Source organism: Lapidilactobacillus dextrinicus DSM 20335, assembly GCF_001436095.1.
GTDB lineage: Bacteria > Bacillota > Bacilli > Lactobacillales > Lactobacillaceae > Lapidilactobacillus > Lapidilactobacillus dextrinicus.
In genome coordinates, this window is the sequence record NZ_AYYK01000001.1 from 130,603 (window position 1) to 150,576 (window position 19,974).

The following is a 19,974-nucleotide window of genomic DNA, read 5'->3' on the forward strand; positions in this document are numbered from 1 at the left end:
AAACCACCAATAATCAAAATTATTGGTGGTTTTATTTAGTCAGCTATAGTTGCTTGCCACTTTTTCATTAAAGACGCTGTTTTTAATTCAGTTACCACATCACGATTTAACCGCGCAAAAGCTAAAGTTTCCTGATACAATCTTTGAATGTCAGTCGCTGGTTGATTAGTCACAATTGCATTCGTCAATGCTAGAAACTTTAACCGAGCTAAATAATAAGTCAAATGTTCAGCTGCACATAGTTGTACGCCTGTTTCAATCAATTCGTTGCTTTTAGCAAGCTCCTCTTGTTGGCTTAAAAATTCAGCTGAGAAAAAAATTAAGGTTAGGCGGCGTAAATAAAACTTCTTTTCATCTTCTCGTTCAGGGACGGTCAATGGCTGCTGCAAATAATCAATAACTTTATTGAAGAAGAATTTTGCCCGAGCCTCTTGGCGATGTCTTAGGTATAAAATCCCGGAGCCTAAATAGGACAGTTGGGTAAAAATAGTCTGATGTTTTTCATCAAGATCATCTAAAATTCGGGAAAAATCAAATAAAATATCGGCTAGTTTTTGATTCGTTAACGTCCGAATCATTCCCTGCAAATAATAAAATTGCATTTGGTACAGCGGTGCTTCGATCTTATCAATATCAACGTTTTTTAATTCTTTAACGGCAAAGCGATAATCCTCGCGCATTAAAGCATCTTCAATATCATCTAATTGATAACGTAAGGCCACAACGGAAACTTCCGGATCACTATAAAGATCGTCAACGGTTAGGCCAATTCGTGAACATAATTGATTAAGAATATTTAGCGAAGGAACCTTACCATTATTCTCAAACTTACTAACAGTTGCTTGTGTACAAATTCCTGCAGCAATTTTAGTTTGGGACATTTTCATCGCTTTACGCTGTTTTATAAAGACTTCAATATTCATCATTAGCGTTCACCTCAGCCAATATATTCGCTATGTATCTAAATATATTATAACTTATTCCCATAAAAATATAACCACGCTTAACAATAAATACCCACACTCGAAATATTTCTAACTTAAAAGCCAGTTAATAAGCTCGTAAGACCGTAAAAATATTAAGCAGGGTATGATTAAAAGCATCAGGAACTTCCGCCATAATATCATGACCACACTTGGGCACGAGAATTTCTGTCACCTGTGAATTAGATTGTGCCACCCACTTACCATAACCGAAACGATAATAAGGACTTTGCCGGGCCGAAATAAAATAAGTCGGACACTTTTCGGCAATAGCTGTTGCTCGCCAATCTGCTTGCACATGATTTTTTAATAGCGGCAGAGCTTTTTCACGAATAAACGGATGCGCTTGTTTAGCCTGATTAAACACAGCAAAAACATCCTGGCGGAAACCAGCTAACGTTTCTTTGACCTTTGGCCGCTTAGCATAACTGGTTTGCCAATTACTTTGATTAATGCCGACAAAGCCATACGGCCAGTCAGGATCACTAATCATTTTAGGTGACTGGTCAACTAAAATGAGCGCTTTGATCTTAATTTCAGGATAACGTTGACGTAAATTCCAAATCACACTACAACCCATTGAATGACAAATTAAAATTGGTTTTGCTAACTGTAACTGATTAATTAAGGCCGCTAAATCGTCGCTTAATTGATCTAAGGTCGTGGCATACTGGCCTTGTGATTGACCTTGACCACGAAAATCCCAAGTGATGGCTTCAAAGTTGGCTTTAGTGACCGTTTCAATTTGTCCATGCCAAATTTCCTGGTAACTGCCAAAACCATTCACGAAAACAACAGGTTCCCCACTGCCAAATCGATTCACCGAAACTTGTTGCTGTGTTGATAACGAGAGTAACATTGATAATACCTCTTACATAAAAATCGCTTAAAAATTTTAAGCGATTTAATCAATTTTATTTAATAATGTTAGCTAGATCTTCAGGAATCGACGCCGTAAATGACTGCTTGACCCCTGTATATGGTTCCATAAAGGATAGCTGCCATGCATGAAGTGCTTGCCGTTCAATGCCTTGATCCATTGGGCCTTGATATAATTCATCTCCTAATAAAGGGTGACCAATTGAAGCAAAGTGGGCGCGAATTTGATGGGTCCGACCCGTATGCAATTTAACGCGCACTACCGTTGCTTGCGGTAATCGTTTCTCAACCCAATACTCTGTTTTAGCTGCTTTGCCGGTAGCTGTCACAACTTGTTGGAAGCCAGTTGGACTTTGAGCTAGTGGTGCTTCGATCACACCATGATCATCCGGTAACTGACCGGCAACAATCGCTAAATAAATTTTTTCTAATTGATGTTGATCTTGTTGTTGCACAAATAAATTGTTGGTCAAAATGTCATGAGCAACTAATACCAAACCACTACTAAATCGATCTAGTCGCGTGATGATATGCGGTTTGCGATCAGGGCTCTTGACTGCTCGCCAATGGCCCTTAACTCGATTAACCAAAGTATCGGTTGAGTTAGCAGGCCCAGGGACAGTATTTAAACCAGCTGGCTTATTAAGTAATAAATAGTGCGCTGTTTCAGCAACAACTTCTAATTCGCCATCACTGCCCGCAACATCTGCATCAGAACCTTCAGGTGGAAAAATAACCGTTAGTTGTTCGCCACTGGTTAAGGCATAATCAAACGGCACAATTTGTTCATTAACTAAAACCCGGCCACGCCGTTTTAACTCCGAGTACAAACGATGACTAACTCCTTTGGTTGCTAAAAAGCGTTTAATGCTCTTTTCTGAATCACTTTCGACTTGCCATTTGATTTCCATAAAATTTAGGTCCCTTCTTTTTTGGGCGGTTCTTAATATTAAACTTCAGCGGTTTCTTTTTTAGCAGTGTAATCGGCAATAACTTGCCTGAACTTGGCGCCGTATTTTGTCATTTTATTTTCACCGACACCTTTAACAGCTAAAAATTCTGTTTCAGTGCTCGGTTTTAATTCCGCCATTGCAATTAAGGTTTTATCCGAGAAAATAACGAATGGCGGAACATGTTCTGATTCTGCCAATTCGCGTCGCAATGCGCGCAACTCGGCAAACAAGCCTTTGTCAGCCACAGTAATCGACTGATTACTTTTCACAACGCGATCAACCTTGCGGTAAACTTGCCGCTGACCTTTTAAAACTTCTACGCCGGTTGCTGTCACTGACAGTGTCGGATACTGACCGGCACTCGGTAATAAATAACCACTCGCCGTTAAAAAATCAATTAACTGACTAACTGCTTTTTGAGAATGTGTCCCTAATAAACCATACGTTGATAATTCATCGAAGTGACTCTCAATAACGCGCTGATTATGAGCGCCGGTTAAAACTTGGGCAATTAAGCCCTTCCCATAACGTTCACCCATGCGTTTGACACAAGATAACACTTTTTGGGCATCAATGGTAATTTCAACAGTTTCACGATCATCAAGGCAATTACTACAACGACCACAAGGTTCTGCCGCTTCACCAAAGTAACGTTGAATAAATTGTTGCAAACAAGATTGAGTATTAGCATAAGCCGTCATTTCTTGTAACTTACGATATTCAACTTGTTTTAACTGATCAGATAGTTCTGACTGATCAATAAAGAAATGTTGAATTAAAACATCTTGCGGTGAATAAAGCAGAATTGCTTCTGAAGGTAAGCCGTCACGGCCCGCCCGACCAGCTTCTTGATAGTAAGCTTCTAAGCTACCTGGAACTTGGTCATGAATAACGAAGCGAACATTACTTTTATCAATACCCATACCAAAGGCATTCGTTGCCACCATAATTGAGACCCGATCATAAACAAAATCTTCTTGATGTTGGCGGCGCTGATTTTCATTTAATCCACCGTGATAAATCGTATTAGCTATTTTGTGGCGAGTTAATAAGGCCCCGACTCGTTCAACTTCTTTGCGCGTACTACAATAAATGATACCCGATTGATCAGGATTAGCCTTTAAGTAACGCAACAGATAATCATCGCCACTTTGGTCTTTAATGACAGAAAAAGCTAAGTTTTGCCGACCAAAGCCCGTTTTAATCTCATTGTTCTCTGGAATATTTAATCGCTGACAAATATCTTGCGCAACTTGGGGTGTCGCCGTTGCTGTTAACGCAATTACCGGCGGTTGTTGCGTTAAGTCGGCTAATACTTCACTCAAGCCAAGATAACTCGGGCGAAAATCATGGCCCCACTGTGAAATACAATGCGCTTCATCCACAGCGATTAAACTGATTTTGATTTTTTTTAAAGCCGCCATAAAGTCGGGGGAATCAAATCGCTCTGGTGCAACATAAAGCAGTTTTAAACGACCAGCCTGTGCTTCTTTAAGCACATCTAACATACCTAAAAAGTCCAACGAACTATTAATAAAGGCCGCCGAAATTCCCAGTTCATTAGCTGCGTCAACTTGATCTTTCATTAAGGAAATCAGGGGTGAAATGACTAACGTGAGACCTGGTAATATTAACGCTGGAATTTGGTAACATAGCGATTTACCACCACCAGTTGGCATAATAGCTAACGTATTATCACCAGCTAAAACATGATTGATGATCTCCTCTTGCCCAGGGCGAAATTGCTGATAGCCAAATGTTTGTTGTAAAACTGCCGTTGCATCCATGCACTCACCCCCAAATTCAAATTATTGACACTCGTATCTTCAATTGTACGGGCAAACACCCCTCGGCGCAAGCGCCAGAGAACGCAATTGACTAAATCCACCTATTTATTGAATATAAAAATAAAGACTAGGACCAAAAGTTGCGCCTAGTCTTTAATAGGTTCTGATATAAATGTTTAAGTGTCCCAATCAATAAACTTCATTATTAAGCCAATATCCTATGTCGTATATATTGTTAACTGTTAGCCACATTATTTTTCAATAACTTGTACATAAATAGTGTGACTACGTGGAAATTCAACAACCAATAATTTTTTCAATAGTTTAATCACAGCCTGTTGATCAAGGGCTGTATAAGAAACTTTCTGATAGCCTTGCTCATCTAAGCTAAACAAGCCATCATCGTCATTAATAATAATTTGGCGATCTTTTTTAAAAGTTAACAACGTTATTTGTTTGAAGTTGCCGTGTTTAAGTCGTTGTTTGACCCAACGAATTGTTGTTTGTTTAGTGATTGTTTGCATGATTAACCTGCTTTAAATAATGATTCACTTCATGATCAAAGCGAACCTTTTGTAAAGTTGTTGATAAATAAGCAACTTGAATTAATTGATCCTGATAAAAATAAGCTAAGCGATAAAATTCACGACCAACGCGTACTTTTAACTCAAACAAGTGGGCCAGTGCACCATGAACCGGTTTAATCTTTATGGAACGTTGCGCGACATAGATAGGCAATTTAGTTTGACAGTAGTACACTAACTGCTGCTGTAATTGGTTATCTTTAAAGTAATCTTCTAAATTACCATTAGGTAAAAATAGTATTTCCATCAACTCACCCCAAGATTATCTCTTAGTAGACGACTATTGCGCCTATTGCTTAATAAAACAATTAAAAAGCCGCTAACTAGATTATAGCGCTAATCTTGGATTTGATAGCAATTAAAAAGAAGCATATCTAAAAAATGGATATGCTTCTTTTAACCAATTGGCTACTCTAATCGTTAACTAAACTTTCTCAGTAATGACTATCTCAATTAGTCCTTACAACCAATGATGTAACTTATCCTGCAACTTATCGCCTGCTTTATCAATTCCTTTAGCAGCAAAAGCCGTTCCGGCTACTAAAACACCACCGACGATTAAAGTACTTGCCAGCATAAATTTAAAAACAGATTTAGCAGTCTCCATGATTTACCTCCTATGACTTTTTAGATCTACCAATAAAGAAAGAAACAATTGCAACTAGGATAACGGCGCCAATAATAGATGGTATTAAAGCCATACCCGCAAGTTTTGGTCCCCAATCACCTAACAAGGCCTGACCAAGTGCAGAACCAACTAAACCGGCAGCAATGTTCGTGATCCAACCCATTGACTTACCTTTACTGGTAATCGCACCAGCAATAGCACCAATAATTGCACCTACAATTAGTGACCATAAGAAATGCATAAAAGTCCCTCCTTTTATAAATTGACAATATCTCTCAACAACTTAATTATAACGACACATCCTAGTGCCTGTACATTAATTTGATTACAACAAAAAAACAGTCCACTTTGAGTCAAGCGGACCGTTTAAATAATATATAATTAATAAGCCTATTTTTTTTCGTTAGCTAATAAAAAGTCAAATAGCTCACCAGTGGTTTTACCAGTAAATCCTGGTAAATCTGCTCCTGCCAGAGTTACACTTTCCAAACGATAATAATCTTCAACATCAGGTACTTCAAGTTGTTGACGGGCAACATACTCAGCTGTGTCTTTATAAGTCAATGTTTGTAAACTATTGCCTACATAGTACTTAATAACAAACATAATCTCATCTCCAAATGATTAACCTCAATCAATTACGAATTGATTATATCACTTATTAAAAGTAAGAGCGGTTATCATGACTTATAAAAATAACTTGCCTGCTGATTAAAATCTGTTCAATTAATATAATGCTGCCACGCGTTCTTGGGTAACATCATGGTCCAAGAATTCATCTAAGGTTGTTTCTGCACGGTCGACAACACCTTTAGCAGAAACTTCAACAATATGATTAGCAACTGTTTGAATGAATTGGTGGTCATGTGAAGTAAAGATAATAGCACCCTTAAAATCAACTAAGCCATCATTTAAAGATGTAATAGATTCCAAGTCCAGATGGTTAGTCGGATCATCCATAATCAAGGTGTTAGCTTTAAGTAACATCATCTTAGACAGGATACAACGAACTTTTTCCCCACCAGATAAAACTTCAATCTTCTTTTCAATCTCATCGCCAGAAAACAGCATCTTACCTAAAAAGCCACGTAAAAATGTATTGTCGTCTTCACCCGGTTCAGCAAATTGACGTAACCAATCCAAAATATCGAGTGATTCATCATTAAAGGCCGAATTCGTATCCTTAGGCAAATAAGAACGCGTGCTCGTGACACCCCAAGTTACTGTACCTTCATCAGGTTCTAGATCACCAGCTAAAATCTGCATCATCGTGGTCGAAGCTAAATCATTACGTGACATAATTGCTGCTTTCTCATCAGGACTAATGGTAAAACTAATGTTATCGAGAACTTTGACACCTTCAATCGTCTTCGACACATTTTCAACGCGTAATAAGTCATTGCCTAATTGGCGATCAAATGTAAATTTGACGAAAGGATATTTACGTGACGATGGTTTAATATCATCCAAAGAAATTTTTTCTAATTGCTTTTTACGTGACGTTGCTTGCTTGGATTTAGAAGCATTAGCCGAGAAACGGGCAATAAATTCTTGTAATTCTTTGATCTGTTCTTCTTTTTTACTATTTTGTTGCGAGGCCATTTTAGCAGCTAAACGACTTGATTCTAACCAGAAATCATAGTTACCAACAAACATCTTAATTTGACCAAAGTCAACGTCGCACATATTGGTACAAACTTGATTCAAGAAATGACGATCATGAGAAACCACAATCACTAAGTTAGGGAAACTAGCTAAGAAATTCTCTAACCAAGATTCTGTTTGCATATCTAAACCGTTGGTCGGCTCGTCTAATAATAAAATATCAGGCTTGCCAAAAAGTGCTTGTCCCAACAAAATTTTCACTTTTTGGGGTTCAGACATTTCGCTCATTTTTTGTTGATGCATTGATTCATCGATGCCTAATTCATTTAGTAGCTGAGCTGCTTCGATTTCAGCATTCCAACCGTCAAGTTCAGCAAAACGGCCTTCAAGTTCAGCAGCCTTAATACCATCTTCTTCACTAAAATCGGCTTTAGCATACAGGGCATCTTTTTCAAGCATAATTGAATACAGTTCTTGATGGCCTTGAATAACCGTATCAACTACGGTGAAGTCGTCAAAAGCAAAGTGATCTTGAACCAAACTAGACATCCGTTTATTAGGTTCAATACTAATTGAACCACTAGTTGGTTGTAATTTACCTTCTAATAATTTCAGAAAAGTTGACTTACCAGCACCATTAGCGCCAATGACGCCATAACAATTACCAGCAGTGAACTTCAAATTAACATCTTCATATAATTTATGCCCGTCTAAAGTCAGGCTCATGTTACTAATTGTAATCAAATCGTTATCCCTTTTCCTTTAACTATATTAAAAGCCAGCAGCAGCGCTGTTGGCTTAAGTATTCAGTAATCATTCAGAATTCATCATATCATATTTCTTTCAGAAAGTCGTCCTAACTTCTACTACTTATCATTAAGATTTTACCTAACAATTAACCATCCAACTTCATCAGCAAATCTGAGAAACTTCAAAATTCACACATACATCAAACTTACTTTTAGTGTATGATATGTAAGTAACTTTTTGCTATTTCTGAAAGGAGCATCTCATGCACGACCATCAAAGTCCTAAAAAATTATTATGGTATAACTTAACTTTAATTGGATTTGTCTCAATTTGGGGGCTTGGAAATGTCGTCAATAACTTTGCTGAAGAAGGTCTAGTCGTCGTCATTTCTTGGCTGATTATTATGGCCCTTTACTTCATTCCTTATGCGTTAATGGTGGGCCAGCTTGGTTCAACTTTTAATGCCGACAGTGGCGGTGTTTCTAGTTGGATTAAAGAAGTTGCTAACAAGCGCCTTGCCTATTTAGCTGCTTGGACTTATTGGGTTGTCAACGTCACCTATCTCGCCCAGAAATCACAGTCAATTCTGATTGCTGGTAGCTGGCTGTTTAAGGGCAATGGCGATTTTGTCAATGAAACCTCGTCAACCATCGTCCAACTACTCTGCTTAGTTGTTTTCTTAGTTTTTCTTTATTTGGCTTCACGAGGCATTACAACGATTAATCGGATTGGGACAATTGCCGGTCTTTCAATGTTAGTCATGTCAATTTTATTTATCTTTCTTGGTTTATCTGCGCCTGCACTTACCGGTGCCAAATTTGCCACAGCTAACATGAATCAGATCAGCACCTATATTCCCAAATTTGACTTCAAGTACTTTACGACTATTTCAATGTTAATTTTTGCCGTTGGTGGTTCCGACAAGCTCTCGCCTTACGTCAATAAAATGAAAAAACCCGCCAAAGATTTTCCCAAGGGATTAATTGTTTTAGCCATGCTGGTTGTTGTTTCAGCCTTAATGGGTTCGTTTGCGATGGGCATGATCTTTGATGCGCAGCACATTCCCGCTGACCTAATGGCTAATGGTGCCTATGTTGCCTTTCAGCGTCTTGGTCAGTATTATCACCTAGGTAATCTACTAATGATTATTTATGCACTGGCCAATGCTTTGGCAACAATTGCAGCACTTGCTGTCTCTATTGATGCGCCACTACGTATTCTATTGGACGACGCTGATCCTCAATTCGTACCCAATAAATTACGTCAAAAGAATCAAAATGGCGTGCCTATTAATGGTTATAAACTGACTGGTGTTTTAGTTAGCGTTATTATTTTAATTCCTGCGATTGGGATTAGTGGCACCAATAATCTGTACAACTGGTTATTAAATTTAAATTCAGTAGTCATGCCACTAAGATTCCTTTGGGTCTTTTTAGCCTTTATGTTATTAAACAAGCATTTAAATAAGTTCAAATCTGAGTATGTGTTCGTCAGAAATCCTAAAATTGGTTTCTTAATCGGTTTGTGGTGTTTTGTCTTTACAGCATTTGCCTGCATCTTAGGCATGGTGCCTAAGATGAGCTTTGCTGCAGATCCAGCCGGTTGGTGGTTCCAATTAATACTTAATATTGCCACACCAATCTTCTTAATCGGACTGGGTTTTATCTTGCCAGCCTTAGCAAGACGAAAGAACGAACAACTTATTTCTAAATAGTTTAAAAAAAGCTTTAGTCGTGAATTTTGATATCACGACTAAAGCTTTTTATTTAAAGTTCAATAGATTTTCCTAGTGAATATCCGCCATCAATATTAATAATCTGGCCCGTAATATATTTCGAACTATCTGATGCTAGAAATAAAGTTAAATCAGCAATCTCTGCTGGTTCAGCATAACGGTTAAAAACCGTTTCTTGAGCCAATTTAACATTTAAACCTGTTTCAAAATCAGCTTGGGCCATCTCGGTTTTAACCAAACATGGTGCAATTGCATTAGCCCGTACACCAAATTTACCATACTCAAAAGCAATTTCTTTAGTTAAACCGTTAATGGCATGCTTTGAAGTTGTATAGCTAACGCCACCACCACTGGCAAATAAGCCAGCATAAGAACTCATATTCACAAAAACAATTGGTTGTTTTTTGTCAACGAGTTGTTTGGTGATGATAAACATGGCATCTAAGTTCACCTTTAATAAATCAGTGAACTCAGTATAGCTAGTTTCTGCAATGTTTTTAAAATCATCTAAAATACCAGCCGTATTACAGACAATGTCAAATGTTGACTGGTTCAAAAATTCGGTTAATGCCGTTACATCTCTTAAATCAATTTGAACAAATGTATAGTTTTCATGCTTTAAATGACTCTGTTGAAGATCCAATCCGGTAACTTTAGCGCCCTGCTGCAAAAAAGACTGAACTTGAGCGTAGCCAATGCCACGAGCTGCCCCTGTTACCAAAACGTGTTTATCTTTTAAATCATTATAAATTGTCATTAGTCGACAATTTCCCAATCATCGGCCAATACTTCACAAGAATTAGGTTGAAACATCGAGTAAGCAGGAACTTCATCAGTCTTAATCAACATAAAGGGATTAATCTCGTGTCCCTGCCATTGTTGATCTTTAACTTCAAAGACGTATTCTTCGCCTTCACTCCATGAAGACCGGCGAATTTTACCGCCATTTTTTAAATGTGCTAATGCTTGACTAAATTCCATAATCACGACTTCCTTCTTCCATTTACAAAATCAATTCGGGTCGTCAATAGTTGGATAATCACCGCACCAACTGCCATGGATAAAAGTTCCCCCACTAAAACCGAACCAAAAGTTAATAAAAATGGGATTTTATTGATGATCGTTAACTCTAAAGCAACCAAGAAAACACCCGGAATCTGGCACAAAGTTGCAATAATATAGCGAGTTAAATTCTTCGTCGCTTTTCTGGTCAACAAATAAGTTAAGGTCGTACCGATTGCCGTTCCTAACGTTCCAACAACGACATCAATAATGCCTAAAGGACTGAACATATTAACAATCAGACAACCGAGAATTAGCGCATAGATATAGCGTTTATTAAATGCAGCCAAATGATTAAACATTTCTGCAAAGCGTAATTGAACAGCACCAAAACTCAACGGTGCTAAAACTAAAGAGATTGCCACATACAAACCAGCAATAATTGCCGGCAATGCAATGTTGTTAGTGTTACTTTTGCTATGACTATTGATAGCTTTCATAATTTAAAGACCACCTAGTTTTTTTTAGAGGCAGGAAATTTCGAACTGCCTTAATTAGTCCATCGCGATGACAACATCAGTTGATGTTGGGACTCATTTATTCTAGCTATCTTCAACCAAAATAGCAACCGCTGATATTGATCAAATAAATTAAAAACATTAAAAAAACGCCGTTATAATATTCAACCATTCAGTAAAAATACGACTTTAATAAAACGGAGAAATTAAGCTACGACATATTTTTAAATTGGCGCCAAAAATGACGACAATCTAACCAAAGTGTCTAATTCTTGCGTAAATTTTTAAATTTGTCGTATCGCTATTTTGCCAAATTGAAAAAGTCACTTTAAAAAGATTGATGCTAATTGAACTGATGTATCTTTAAATCACTATTCATCTAAACGCTTAATTAATCTTGCTGGTACGCCGGCATATAGACAACTAGGTTCACAGTCCTTGTTGACAAAACTACCAGCACCTATAATACATCCAGTTCCAATCGTAACGCCGGCAAGAACCGTGACGCGCGTGCCAAGCCAAACACCATCGCCAACAATAATCGAGGCCATCTTTAATTCACCTGCGCGTCGATTCGTCGGACCAATTTCGTGCGTCGCGCAATTAAATGAGGTCTCCATACCAATCGCCACATCCTGACCAATAATAATTTTGCAATCAGGAAAAGCATCTGTCCCGGTAATAAATGAACAATCACGACTGACAAAACACCGATCGCCCAATTAAGCATTGCCCTACCATCTTAGCCCTTATCCTTATGACCTTCATTATTGCATATTGGCTCGCTTCAAAAAAATTTATTGCTGTGAGATCAATTTTTAACTATTCACACGTTAGTGATAAAAAACAGCCCCATCACAACCTTTTTATCGGTTGAAACGGGACTGAATTTATTTAAATTGTTAGAGCTTATTCCCACTCAATTGTTGCGGGTGGCTTACTGGTAATATCATACACAACGCGGTTAACATGTGCACATTCGTTAACGATTCGAACAGAGATCTTTTGGAGAACATCCCATGGAATTTGGGCAAAGTCTGCCGTCATACCATCGATTGAAGTCACAGCACGAATAGCTACGGTGTAATCGTAAGTCCGACCATCACCCATGACACCAACACTGCGAATGCCTGGTAGTACGGTGAAGTATTGCCAAATTTCTTCGTCAAGACCAGCATTCTTGATTTCTTCACGGAGGATTAAATCAGAATCACGAACGATTTCCAATTTATCTTCGGTGATTTCGCCAAGGACACGGATAGCTAAACCAGGACCAGGGAATGGCTGACGCCAAACAAGGTCATGGGGCATTCCCAACTTCTCACCTAACTCACGGGCTTCATCTTTGAATAAAGTCCGTAATGGTTCAATTAATTGGAAGTGAATGTCTTCTGGTAATCCACCGACGTTATGATGTGACTTGATTGTTTGGGCAGTACTTGTACCACTTTCAATCACATCAGTGTACAAAGTGCCTTGTGCTAAGAAGTCAATGCCGTCTAATTTAGCTGCTTCATCATTGAAGACTTGAATAAATTCGTTACCAATGATTTTACGTTTCTTTTCAGGGTCAGAAACACCAGCTAATTTGTCCATGAAACGTTCTTGAGCATCAACTTTAATAATATTTAAACCGAATTTACCTTCAAGGCTAGCCATCACTTGTTCAGCTTCACCTTTACGCAATAAACCGTGATCGACAAAAATACTCGTTAATTGATTACCAATGGCTTTATGCAACAAGACGCCAACAACGCTTGAATCAACCCCACCGGATAAGCCAAGCAGGACTTTCTTATCGCCAACTTTTTCGCGGATTTGAGCAATTTGTTGGTCGATGAAATCAGTCATTGACCAGTTAGCATCTGCACCGGCAACGTCAAAAGTAAAGTGACGTAAGATTTCATTACCGTATTCAGTATTGCGAACTTCAGCATGGAATTGGATACCGTACATCTTCTTGTCATCATTAGCAAATGATGAGATAGGTGCATTTTTACTTGTAGCAACTACATGAAAGCCTGCTGGGACTTCGCGAACCAAATCACCATGGCTCATCCAAACGGTTTGATCAACTGGTAGCCCTTTGAATAATGGTGATTGTTCATCAGTTACTGTAATTTCAGCTTTACCGTATTCACGGTTATCAGCTGGTTCAACCTTACCGTTTAATTTATAAGCTAATAATTGCATCCCATAACAAATACCCAAGACAGGAATGCCTAAGTTAAGGATTTCTTGATCGACATCAAAAGCTCCATCATCATAGACACTCATTGGACCACCTGAAAGAATGATTCCCTTAGGATTGATTGCTTTCACTTCGGCAGCGGTAATGGTGTTTGGTAACAATTCAGAGTAGACACCGAATTCACGAATCCGGCGAGTAATGAGTTGATTATATTGACTACCGTAATCAAGAACGATAATCTTGTCGACATTGTTTACGTCGGCTTGCGCCATATTTGTCACGCTCCAATTTTATTTTTGAATTTAGAGTAAATTAACAGTTATTCTTCTATATATCATAACGATTTTAAACGATGATGTAAATTGAATCTTTCTAGTAAAACGTCACCATTACAAAATTGACTACTTTATCAAGTAAAAAAACAATTTTTCAATCTTGGCTTAATATTTTCGCAACCCCACCGTGTCAATAACATGATGTGCGGTTTTATGCAGGATTAAATCGGCACGATTGCGTGTCGGCAAAATAAACTCGTCGAGATTTTTTAAGTCAACATCGCGCCAAATTTGATGAGCTTCAGCTAATGCTTTGGCACGATCACCAACCGCGTAGTGATAATAATGATTATCAGGATTGTTAACTGCCATATCAAGCAATGTCTCAAAACGTTCAATATACCAATTCTCAACTTGCTTGGGATCAGCATCCACATAAATCGAAAAATCAAAGTAATCACTCACATAAAGTTGCTGATTACTAGGTAATTGTAAAACGTTAATCCCTTCGACAATTAAAATATCCGGCTGATCAATGACATCGTAGCCTTGAGGAACAATATCATAAATTTGATGAGAATAACGAGGTACTTCAATATTTGGCTGACCACTTTTCACGTCATCAAGGAAGGTTAACAGTCGTTCCATATCATAACTCTCCGGAAATCCCTTACGATCAAGAATGCCTCGACGTTGAAGTTCAGCATTAGGATATAAAAAACCATCAGTCGTGATCAATTGAACCTTGTGATTAGTAAAAGAACGGCTCAATAAAAGTTGTAACAAGCGAGCAGTTGTTGTTTTGCCAACAGCGACACTACCCGAAATCCCAATTAAAAACGGGGTCTTACGGGTTGGCTTGCCCATAAAATCAGCCTTATCATTCATCAGTTGTTGATAGCGGTGAATATAAATATGCAGTAAATGCCGCAATGGCACATAGATTTCTTGAACATCATCTAGTGAAATGCGGTCATTTAATGCGGCAATTGATGCTAACTCATCAGCCGTCACCGTATTTAACTGATTACGACCATGGAAGGTAGCCCACTGTGCACGAGTAAAATAATTATAGTTATCCGGTAAAACCACTAGAATTACTCCCAATAAAACAAAATTGATGATACTCTGACATACGATGATAACAGTGAAGAAAGATCGATCCCATTATTCTTGAACATATAACTGCTTAGACACAGCATCTAAGATTGGGGTCACTTGATCCTTTGCAAAAATTGTTAATCGGTGCATCGCCCGTGAAGCAACTGTATAAACCAATTGACGGTCATCTTCATCAGGATAATTCTTTGCTGAAAGATCCCACAAAATAACGGCATCAAATTCCAATCCCTTAGCTAAGTATGCAGGAATAACTAAAGTACCAGCAGCTAAACGTTGGTTTTCAGAACGAATTAAGGTCGCCGGATAATCTTGTAGTTGTAAATATTTCGCCACAGCTTCACTTTCCAACTTGGTCTTACAAATAATCGCAGTAGTAATCTTACGTTCATCATTTGACTTCAGTTGTGCAAGTAATCCCTCTTGTAACGCCAACTCATCGTTCTTAACCATCACGTTAGGTAAATCACCTTCACGCTCAAAAGTATCAATCTTCTGGCCGTTTTTCAAAATTGCTCGCGTAAATTCAGTAATTGGCTTGGTTGACCGATAAGAACGGGTCAATTGCACCACTTCTGTTTTATCACGATCAAATAGTTTTTGCACCTGGCTTAACAACGAGCGGCTTTCGGTACGTGTAAAGATAGCTTGATTCAAATCGCCCAGCATTGTAAATTTCGCTTTAGGGAAACGATTCTGTAAATAAGCCAACTGGAACGGAGTATAATCTTGGATTTCGTCAATAAAGATGAAACGCATTGAACGATCGCCATTTTTACCTGTGATTAAATCAAATAAAAAAAGGAACGGTGTCACGTCATCAAGATTAATCTCATGGTTCTTAAAATTAGCTTGAACTTCCTCAAGACCAGTTTGCCACTGCTCCAGCGTTAAACCATAGTCTGCTAACTTCACTAAGTTAGGAACTTGTTTTAAAAAGTGCAGGTATTGGGCTTGGATATTAAAGAAGCGCATCCGATTAATACCCTTACCAACTGGTTTCAAAGCCTGGGTCACAATTTTACGTGATAGGAATTTATATTCAGCATCACTTGACTCAAATTCTTGGTCGGGACGATCATACAACGTTTGTAGTTGTTCTTTATCCATACCCTCGATCAGCTTAGAAACCCAAGACTTTTTAGTTTCTGGCGTGATACGACTATTTAACATATGCATCAATTTTTCTTTAGTCGAATCGACTCGATTGGCTAAATGATAGTTCTCGTTAAAACTATAATAAATTTCAGCAATCTTTTCCTTAGTTAAATAAGGCTTACCTTGGAACTTCAAATCACGGAAATACATGCCACCTTTTTCTAGTAAGCGGCTATAACTTTCTAGGACCTTAAAGAACTTCAATTCTGTTTTTAAATGTGAAATCTTCTTGGCGGTTTCTGTCTGTGGTGTTTCAAAATGGGTGGTTGGATTAACGATTGTCAAATTAGGTAAACGGCGACCAACATATTGTTGATACGTCATTTGGACCATGTTTTGTTCACCTAACTCAGGCAAGACATTTTCAATATAATCATTAAACAATTGGTTCGGTGAAAACATCACCACTTGGCTTGAAGTTAAATTACCACGATAACGATAAAGTAAATAAGCCACGCGTTGTAAAATCGCTGACGTTTTACCAGAACCGGCCGCACCTTGAACAAATAACAAATCAGCTTTGGTATTACGAATAATTTTGTTTTGTTCTTTTTGAATTGTGGTCACAATTGATTTCATTTGCGTACTAGATTTTTCACCTAGCACTTCAAGTAACATTTGATCACCAATAGTCTCAGAAGTATCAAACATTGATTCAATTTGACCTTTTTTAATTAAGAACTGGCGCTTCAAAGTGATGTTAACCGATTGTTCACCATCAGGTGTCTGATAAGTCACCTCACCTAATTTACCATCGTAATAAATAGATGAAATTGGAGCACGCCAATCATAGATTAAGAATTTATCGTTTTTATCAGTGAAAGAACTTAACCCGATATAAATCGTCTCTCGTTTCGGTTCACCATGCTCATGAAAATCCAATCGAGCAAAATAAGGATTATCAATTAATCGGTTCAACGTATTTAAACGTCGGGTTGATTGTTGCCAACTGTTTTCACGTTCAGCCAACATTTGTTGCTGCTGATGAATCGACAACGCGGTTTCCAAATTAGTGGAATAATCACCGAAGTTCAGTTTGACTTCTTCACCGAAATGCTTATTAATTGACTTCTCGTCATTTGCAGCCTGATCAATTGAAACTTGCGCTTTCTTTTGCGCTTGACCAATTTTTTGAACAACATCATCTAAATACTGTTGTTCTGCTGCCTGTGTGTTACGAATCGGTTCATGTGAATCTGCCAATATCCCACAACCTTTACTAAAAAATGACCTTTAGCAATTTTGCGATCAAAACTGCATCATACAACGACTAAATTTTTCCAAACAAAAAAACGTATTGAACAAGTTTAGCACACTCTGCTCAAAACGTCTATTCTCCAGTGTTTCTATAAGGTATGACACCAGTAAATCATCTGGTGTTTTCACAAAATTATTTATCTTGAGAGGCTTTTTTTCGTTTACGCCAAGCAACAAAATAAGGGATCCAATAAACAATCAAATAACCAACGGCTAAGCCCATCATGGTATACATAAAAATCTTGTTTAAATATAAACCAAACAAAAAGCCAATTAGTGTCGCAATGCCAGTGATAATAGATTTACGATTCATATTAATCCTCCTGATATTGTCATCATTTTATCATCAATTAACCAAAAAGACTATTCCCCAACCACCAACCTAAGGCACATAATGGTAGCCCTAATCCATAAGTCAGCGCAATATAAGTTAACGCACGCTGCCATTTTGTTGCAATTTGACCGGCAATTTCACTATTTAAGGTAGAAAAAGTAGTCCAACCACCACAAAAACCAACACCAAAGAAGCCATATAACGAATCATTTAATGCAAATGAAAAAAGTAAGCCCAAAATAAAAGCACCAGAAAGATTGATGATTAAAGTGGCGTGATACCCAAACTCAGGATGCACCTTTTTATAAAGTTCTGTAAACCAGTAACGGCCCAATGCCCCTATACTAGCACCTAAACCAACGATTACCCAATTCGTCATTAAAAGCGCATCTCCTTCATTGTTAATCTTTGGGCCACAGTTACCCCCAGCCAAGCTACCAAGACACCACCGATGATACTAATACCTAAATAAGCCAAGGCACTCGTCAGTTGGTTGGCAATGATCAATTTGACAAAGTCTAAACAGAAACTAGAAAAAGTCGTAAAGGCTCCAAAAAAGCCAGTTCCCACGCCTAAAACTAACCAGTGCCGATTTTTTGCCAGTCGTGGTCCTAAAAATCCTGTCCACATTGGTAGTAAAAAAGCTCCTAACAAATTAATAGTTAATGTGTTCCATGGTGAAGCTAACAAGTGTGTACCATATAAACGCGCTACACCACCCCAAAAACCAAAAAAAGCAATCATTAAACTGGTCAATATCATCACCTCGTAAAATATCCCTTGATTATCCCACCTAATTACTTGGATTGTCTAGTTGCTTTATTTTTTAGACCGGATAACTTTTGAATGACAAAAGCAAGCGTAAAAAAACCGCATCGCCTTAATTGGTCGATGCGGTTTAATTTTATTTTCGCGTGTGAATGACTAATGGTAAGCCTTCCTCAACTAACATCCCAATTGCCATTGCATACATGGCGAACATATTCTTTCCTGTTGCTACTAAATAAAAAGTAAAAGCCCACCAAAAAACAAACAGCCAGTTAACTAACTTATTTTGTCCCATATGTATACCTCCTCAATCACGACTTTATTATAAGCCGATTACAGCAAAAGTGTTCTGATAACGGCCTAAAGTTGACCCAACTTCAGATAACTTCTACAATAAAAGGGTCATCAATTTGGTATAGGAGGTCATCAAATGTACGTTGCTGCAAGTCATCGTTATGATGTTTTACCAATTCGTCGTGTCGGCCATACAGGCTTACAATTACCAATAATTAGCCTAGGTCTTTGGCGTCATTACAGTAGTTCTGATCCATATGCTGAGCGTAAAAAAATCATTTTATCAGCGTTTGATCATGGTATTTTTAGTTTTGATAATGCGAATAATTACGGCAAGCCAGAAATTGGTTCCGCTGAAAAAATGTTTGGTCAAGTTTATCAGGAAGCCTTAAAACCTTACCGTGATGAACTCGTCGTCACCACTAAAGTTGGTTTTCAAACTGGCATGGGACCTTATTCAGAGTTTAATTCGCGTAAAAACATTTTACAAAGTATCGATCGTAGCCTGACTAATTTACAAATGGACTATGTCGATATTTATTATAGTCATCGTCCCGATCCCCAGACTGACTTTGAAGAAACAGCCTTAGCACTAGCCCAAATTGTGCAAGCTGGCAAGGCGCTTTATATTGGCATTAGTAATTATGATGCCGAACAAACTAAAACAATGGTTAAGTTGCTTCAAGAGTTAAAGGTCCCCTTTGTCGTTAATCAGTCTTCTTATAATATGTTGCAAACAAGTGTGAAAGATGACGGCTTGATGACCACTTTGAAAGACTTAAATCGTGGTTTAGTGGCTTATGGTCCGCTGAGTGAAGGTTTATTAACAGATCGTTATCTAGATGGTATTCCTGAAGATTTCCCAATTCATTGGAGCAATACTGATATTTTTGCTAACGGTAAAGATGCGGTTGTTAAAAAACTAAATCAACTCAACAACATCGCCAAAAATCGCAATCAAACTTTGGCGCAAATGGCCTTGGCTTGGATTTTACGTGATGAAACAGTTAGCAGTGTTATTATTGGCACCACTAGTGAAAAGAACCTTTTGGCTAACATTGAAGCCGGTCAAAATCTTAAATTCAGTGATGATGAAGTAACAGCAATTCAAACAATTTTACAGCATTAAAATGCTATATTTAAAGTAATAACGA

General features: G+C 38.0%; 23 protein-coding genes. 2 read left to right on the forward strand and 21 right to left on the reverse strand.

Going from position 1 to position 19,974, the window contains the following annotated elements; translation table 11 throughout:
* Window positions 1-35: 35 nt before the first annotated feature.
* The 10 genes from FC84_RS00645 to FC84_RS00685 all read right to left on the reverse strand — a co-directional run bounded on the left by FC84_RS00645 (window position 36) and on the right by FC84_RS00685 (window position 8,163).
* Window positions 36-926 (reverse strand): helix-turn-helix domain-containing protein, encoded by an 891-nt coding sequence (locus FC84_RS00645; RefSeq protein WP_225733079.1) that lies wholly within the window; start codon window positions 924-926, stop codon window positions 36-38.
* 124 nt (window positions 927-1,050) lie between these two features.
* Complete coding sequence (locus tag FC84_RS00650) at window positions 1,051-1,842, reverse strand: alpha/beta fold hydrolase (RefSeq protein WP_057753818.1); 792 nt, start codon at window positions 1,840-1,842, stop codon at window positions 1,051-1,053.
* A gap of 55 nt (window positions 1,843-1,897) precedes the next feature.
* Window positions 1,898-2,773, reverse strand: coding sequence for an RluA family pseudouridine synthase (locus FC84_RS00655; protein WP_057753821.1), 876 nt, complete (start codon window positions 2,771-2,773; stop codon window positions 1,898-1,900).
* Between the two features lie 38 nt (window positions 2,774-2,811).
* Window positions 2,812-4,602 carry a DNA helicase RecQ gene (gene recQ / locus FC84_RS00660; RefSeq protein WP_057753824.1) on the reverse strand — a complete coding sequence of 597 codons (1,791 nt, stop codon included), beginning with the start codon at window positions 4,600-4,602 and terminating at the stop codon, window positions 2,812-2,814.
* Window positions 4,603-4,853: 251 nt separating this feature from the next.
* A complete protein-coding gene (locus tag FC84_RS00665) occupies window positions 4,854-5,126 on the reverse strand; it encodes a hypothetical protein (protein WP_057753827.1) in 273 nt (90 codons plus the stop codon).
* A complete protein-coding gene (locus FC84_RS00670; RefSeq protein ID WP_057753830.1) occupies window positions 5,110-5,433 on the reverse strand; it encodes a hypothetical protein in 324 nt (107 codons plus the stop codon). The genes FC84_RS00665 and FC84_RS00670 overlap by 17 nt, the downstream gene beginning before the upstream one ends.
* Window positions 5,434-5,646: 213 nt before the next feature.
* Window positions 5,647-5,793, reverse strand: a complete 147-nt coding sequence (locus FC84_RS09010) for a hypothetical protein (protein ID WP_151425829.1) — start codon at window positions 5,791-5,793, stop codon at window positions 5,647-5,649.
* Between the two features lie 10 nt (window positions 5,794-5,803).
* Complete coding sequence (locus tag FC84_RS00675; protein ID WP_057753833.1) at window positions 5,804-6,055, reverse strand: GlsB/YeaQ/YmgE family stress response membrane protein; 252 nt, start codon at window positions 6,053-6,055, stop codon at window positions 5,804-5,806.
* Window positions 6,056-6,204: 149 nt separating this feature from the next.
* The gene (locus tag FC84_RS00680) at window positions 6,205-6,420 is read right to left on the reverse strand and encodes a hypothetical protein (RefSeq protein WP_057753836.1); all 216 of its coding nucleotides are present in this window, start codon (window positions 6,418-6,420) and stop codon (window positions 6,205-6,207) included.
* Window positions 6,421-6,540: 120 nt separating this feature from the next.
* Window positions 6,541-8,163 (reverse strand): ABC-F family ATP-binding cassette domain-containing protein, encoded by a 1,623-nt coding sequence (locus FC84_RS00685; protein ID WP_057753839.1) that lies wholly within the window; start codon window positions 8,161-8,163, stop codon window positions 6,541-6,543.
* A gap of 268 nt (window positions 8,164-8,431) precedes the next feature.
* Between FC84_RS00685 and FC84_RS00690 the strand changes: the two genes are divergently transcribed.
* Window positions 8,432-9,883: an amino acid permease gene (locus FC84_RS00690; RefSeq protein WP_057753842.1), complete on the forward strand. Its 1,452-nt coding sequence runs from the start codon at window positions 8,432-8,434 to the stop codon at window positions 9,881-9,883.
* A gap of 52 nt (window positions 9,884-9,935) precedes the next feature.
* Here FC84_RS00690 and FC84_RS00695 read toward each other — a convergent pair whose 3' ends face one another.
* The 11 genes from FC84_RS00695 to FC84_RS09015 form a co-directional block, all read right to left on the reverse strand.
* Entirely contained in the window at window positions 9,936-10,661 is a 726-nt protein-coding gene (locus FC84_RS00695) for an SDR family oxidoreductase (RefSeq protein ID WP_057753846.1), read from the reverse strand.
* Window positions 10,661-10,885, reverse strand: coding sequence for a DUF2829 domain-containing protein (locus tag FC84_RS00700; RefSeq protein ID WP_057753849.1), 225 nt, complete (start codon window positions 10,883-10,885; stop codon window positions 10,661-10,663). The genes FC84_RS00695 and FC84_RS00700 overlap by 1 nt, the downstream gene beginning before the upstream one ends.
* A gap of 2 nt (window positions 10,886-10,887) precedes the next feature.
* Window positions 10,888-11,406: a QueT transporter family protein gene (locus FC84_RS00705; RefSeq protein WP_057753851.1), complete on the reverse strand. Its 519-nt coding sequence runs from the start codon at window positions 11,404-11,406 to the stop codon at window positions 10,888-10,890.
* A 389-nt stretch (window positions 11,407-11,795) separates the two neighbouring features.
* Window positions 11,796-12,146 (reverse strand): acyltransferase, encoded by a 351-nt coding sequence (locus FC84_RS00710; protein WP_057753854.1) that lies wholly within the window; start codon window positions 12,144-12,146, stop codon window positions 11,796-11,798.
* 187 nt (window positions 12,147-12,333) lie between these two features.
* Complete coding sequence (gene guaA / locus FC84_RS00715; RefSeq protein WP_057753856.1) at window positions 12,334-13,887, reverse strand: glutamine-hydrolyzing GMP synthase; 1,554 nt, start codon at window positions 13,885-13,887, stop codon at window positions 12,334-12,336.
* Window positions 13,888-14,055: 168 nt separating this feature from the next.
* Window positions 14,056-14,982, reverse strand: coding sequence for a type I pantothenate kinase (coaA, locus tag FC84_RS00720; RefSeq protein WP_057753858.1), 927 nt, complete (start codon window positions 14,980-14,982; stop codon window positions 14,056-14,058).
* Window positions 14,983-15,057: 75 nt separating this feature from the next.
* A complete protein-coding gene (gene helD / locus FC84_RS00725) occupies window positions 15,058-17,370 on the reverse strand; it encodes an RNA polymerase recycling motor HelD (RefSeq protein WP_225733078.1) in 2,313 nt (770 codons plus the stop codon).
* Between the two features lie 187 nt (window positions 17,371-17,557).
* On the reverse strand, window positions 17,558-17,737 hold the full coding sequence (locus FC84_RS00730; RefSeq protein WP_151425828.1) for a hypothetical protein: 180 nt from the start codon (window positions 17,735-17,737) through the stop codon (window positions 17,558-17,560).
* 37 nt (window positions 17,738-17,774) lie between these two features.
* On the reverse strand, window positions 17,775-18,137 hold the full coding sequence (locus tag FC84_RS00735) for a CrcB family protein (protein ID WP_057753862.1): 363 nt from the start codon (window positions 18,135-18,137) through the stop codon (window positions 17,775-17,777).
* Entirely contained in the window at window positions 18,137-18,514 is a 378-nt protein-coding gene (locus tag FC84_RS00740; protein WP_162257962.1) for a fluoride efflux transporter FluC, read from the reverse strand. Before FC84_RS00740 ends, FC84_RS00735 begins: the two co-directional genes overlap by 1 nt.
* Window positions 18,515-18,662: 148 nt before the next feature.
* Entirely contained in the window at window positions 18,663-18,821 is a 159-nt protein-coding gene (locus FC84_RS09015; RefSeq protein WP_164477385.1) for a hypothetical protein, read from the reverse strand.
* A gap of 135 nt (window positions 18,822-18,956) precedes the next feature.
* Between FC84_RS09015 and FC84_RS00745 the strand changes: the two genes are divergently transcribed.
* The gene (locus FC84_RS00745) at window positions 18,957-19,949 is read left to right on the forward strand and encodes an aldo/keto reductase (RefSeq protein ID WP_057753866.1); all 993 of its coding nucleotides are present in this window, start codon (window positions 18,957-18,959) and stop codon (window positions 19,947-19,949) included.
* The last annotated feature ends 25 nt before the right edge of the window (window positions 19,950-19,974 follow it).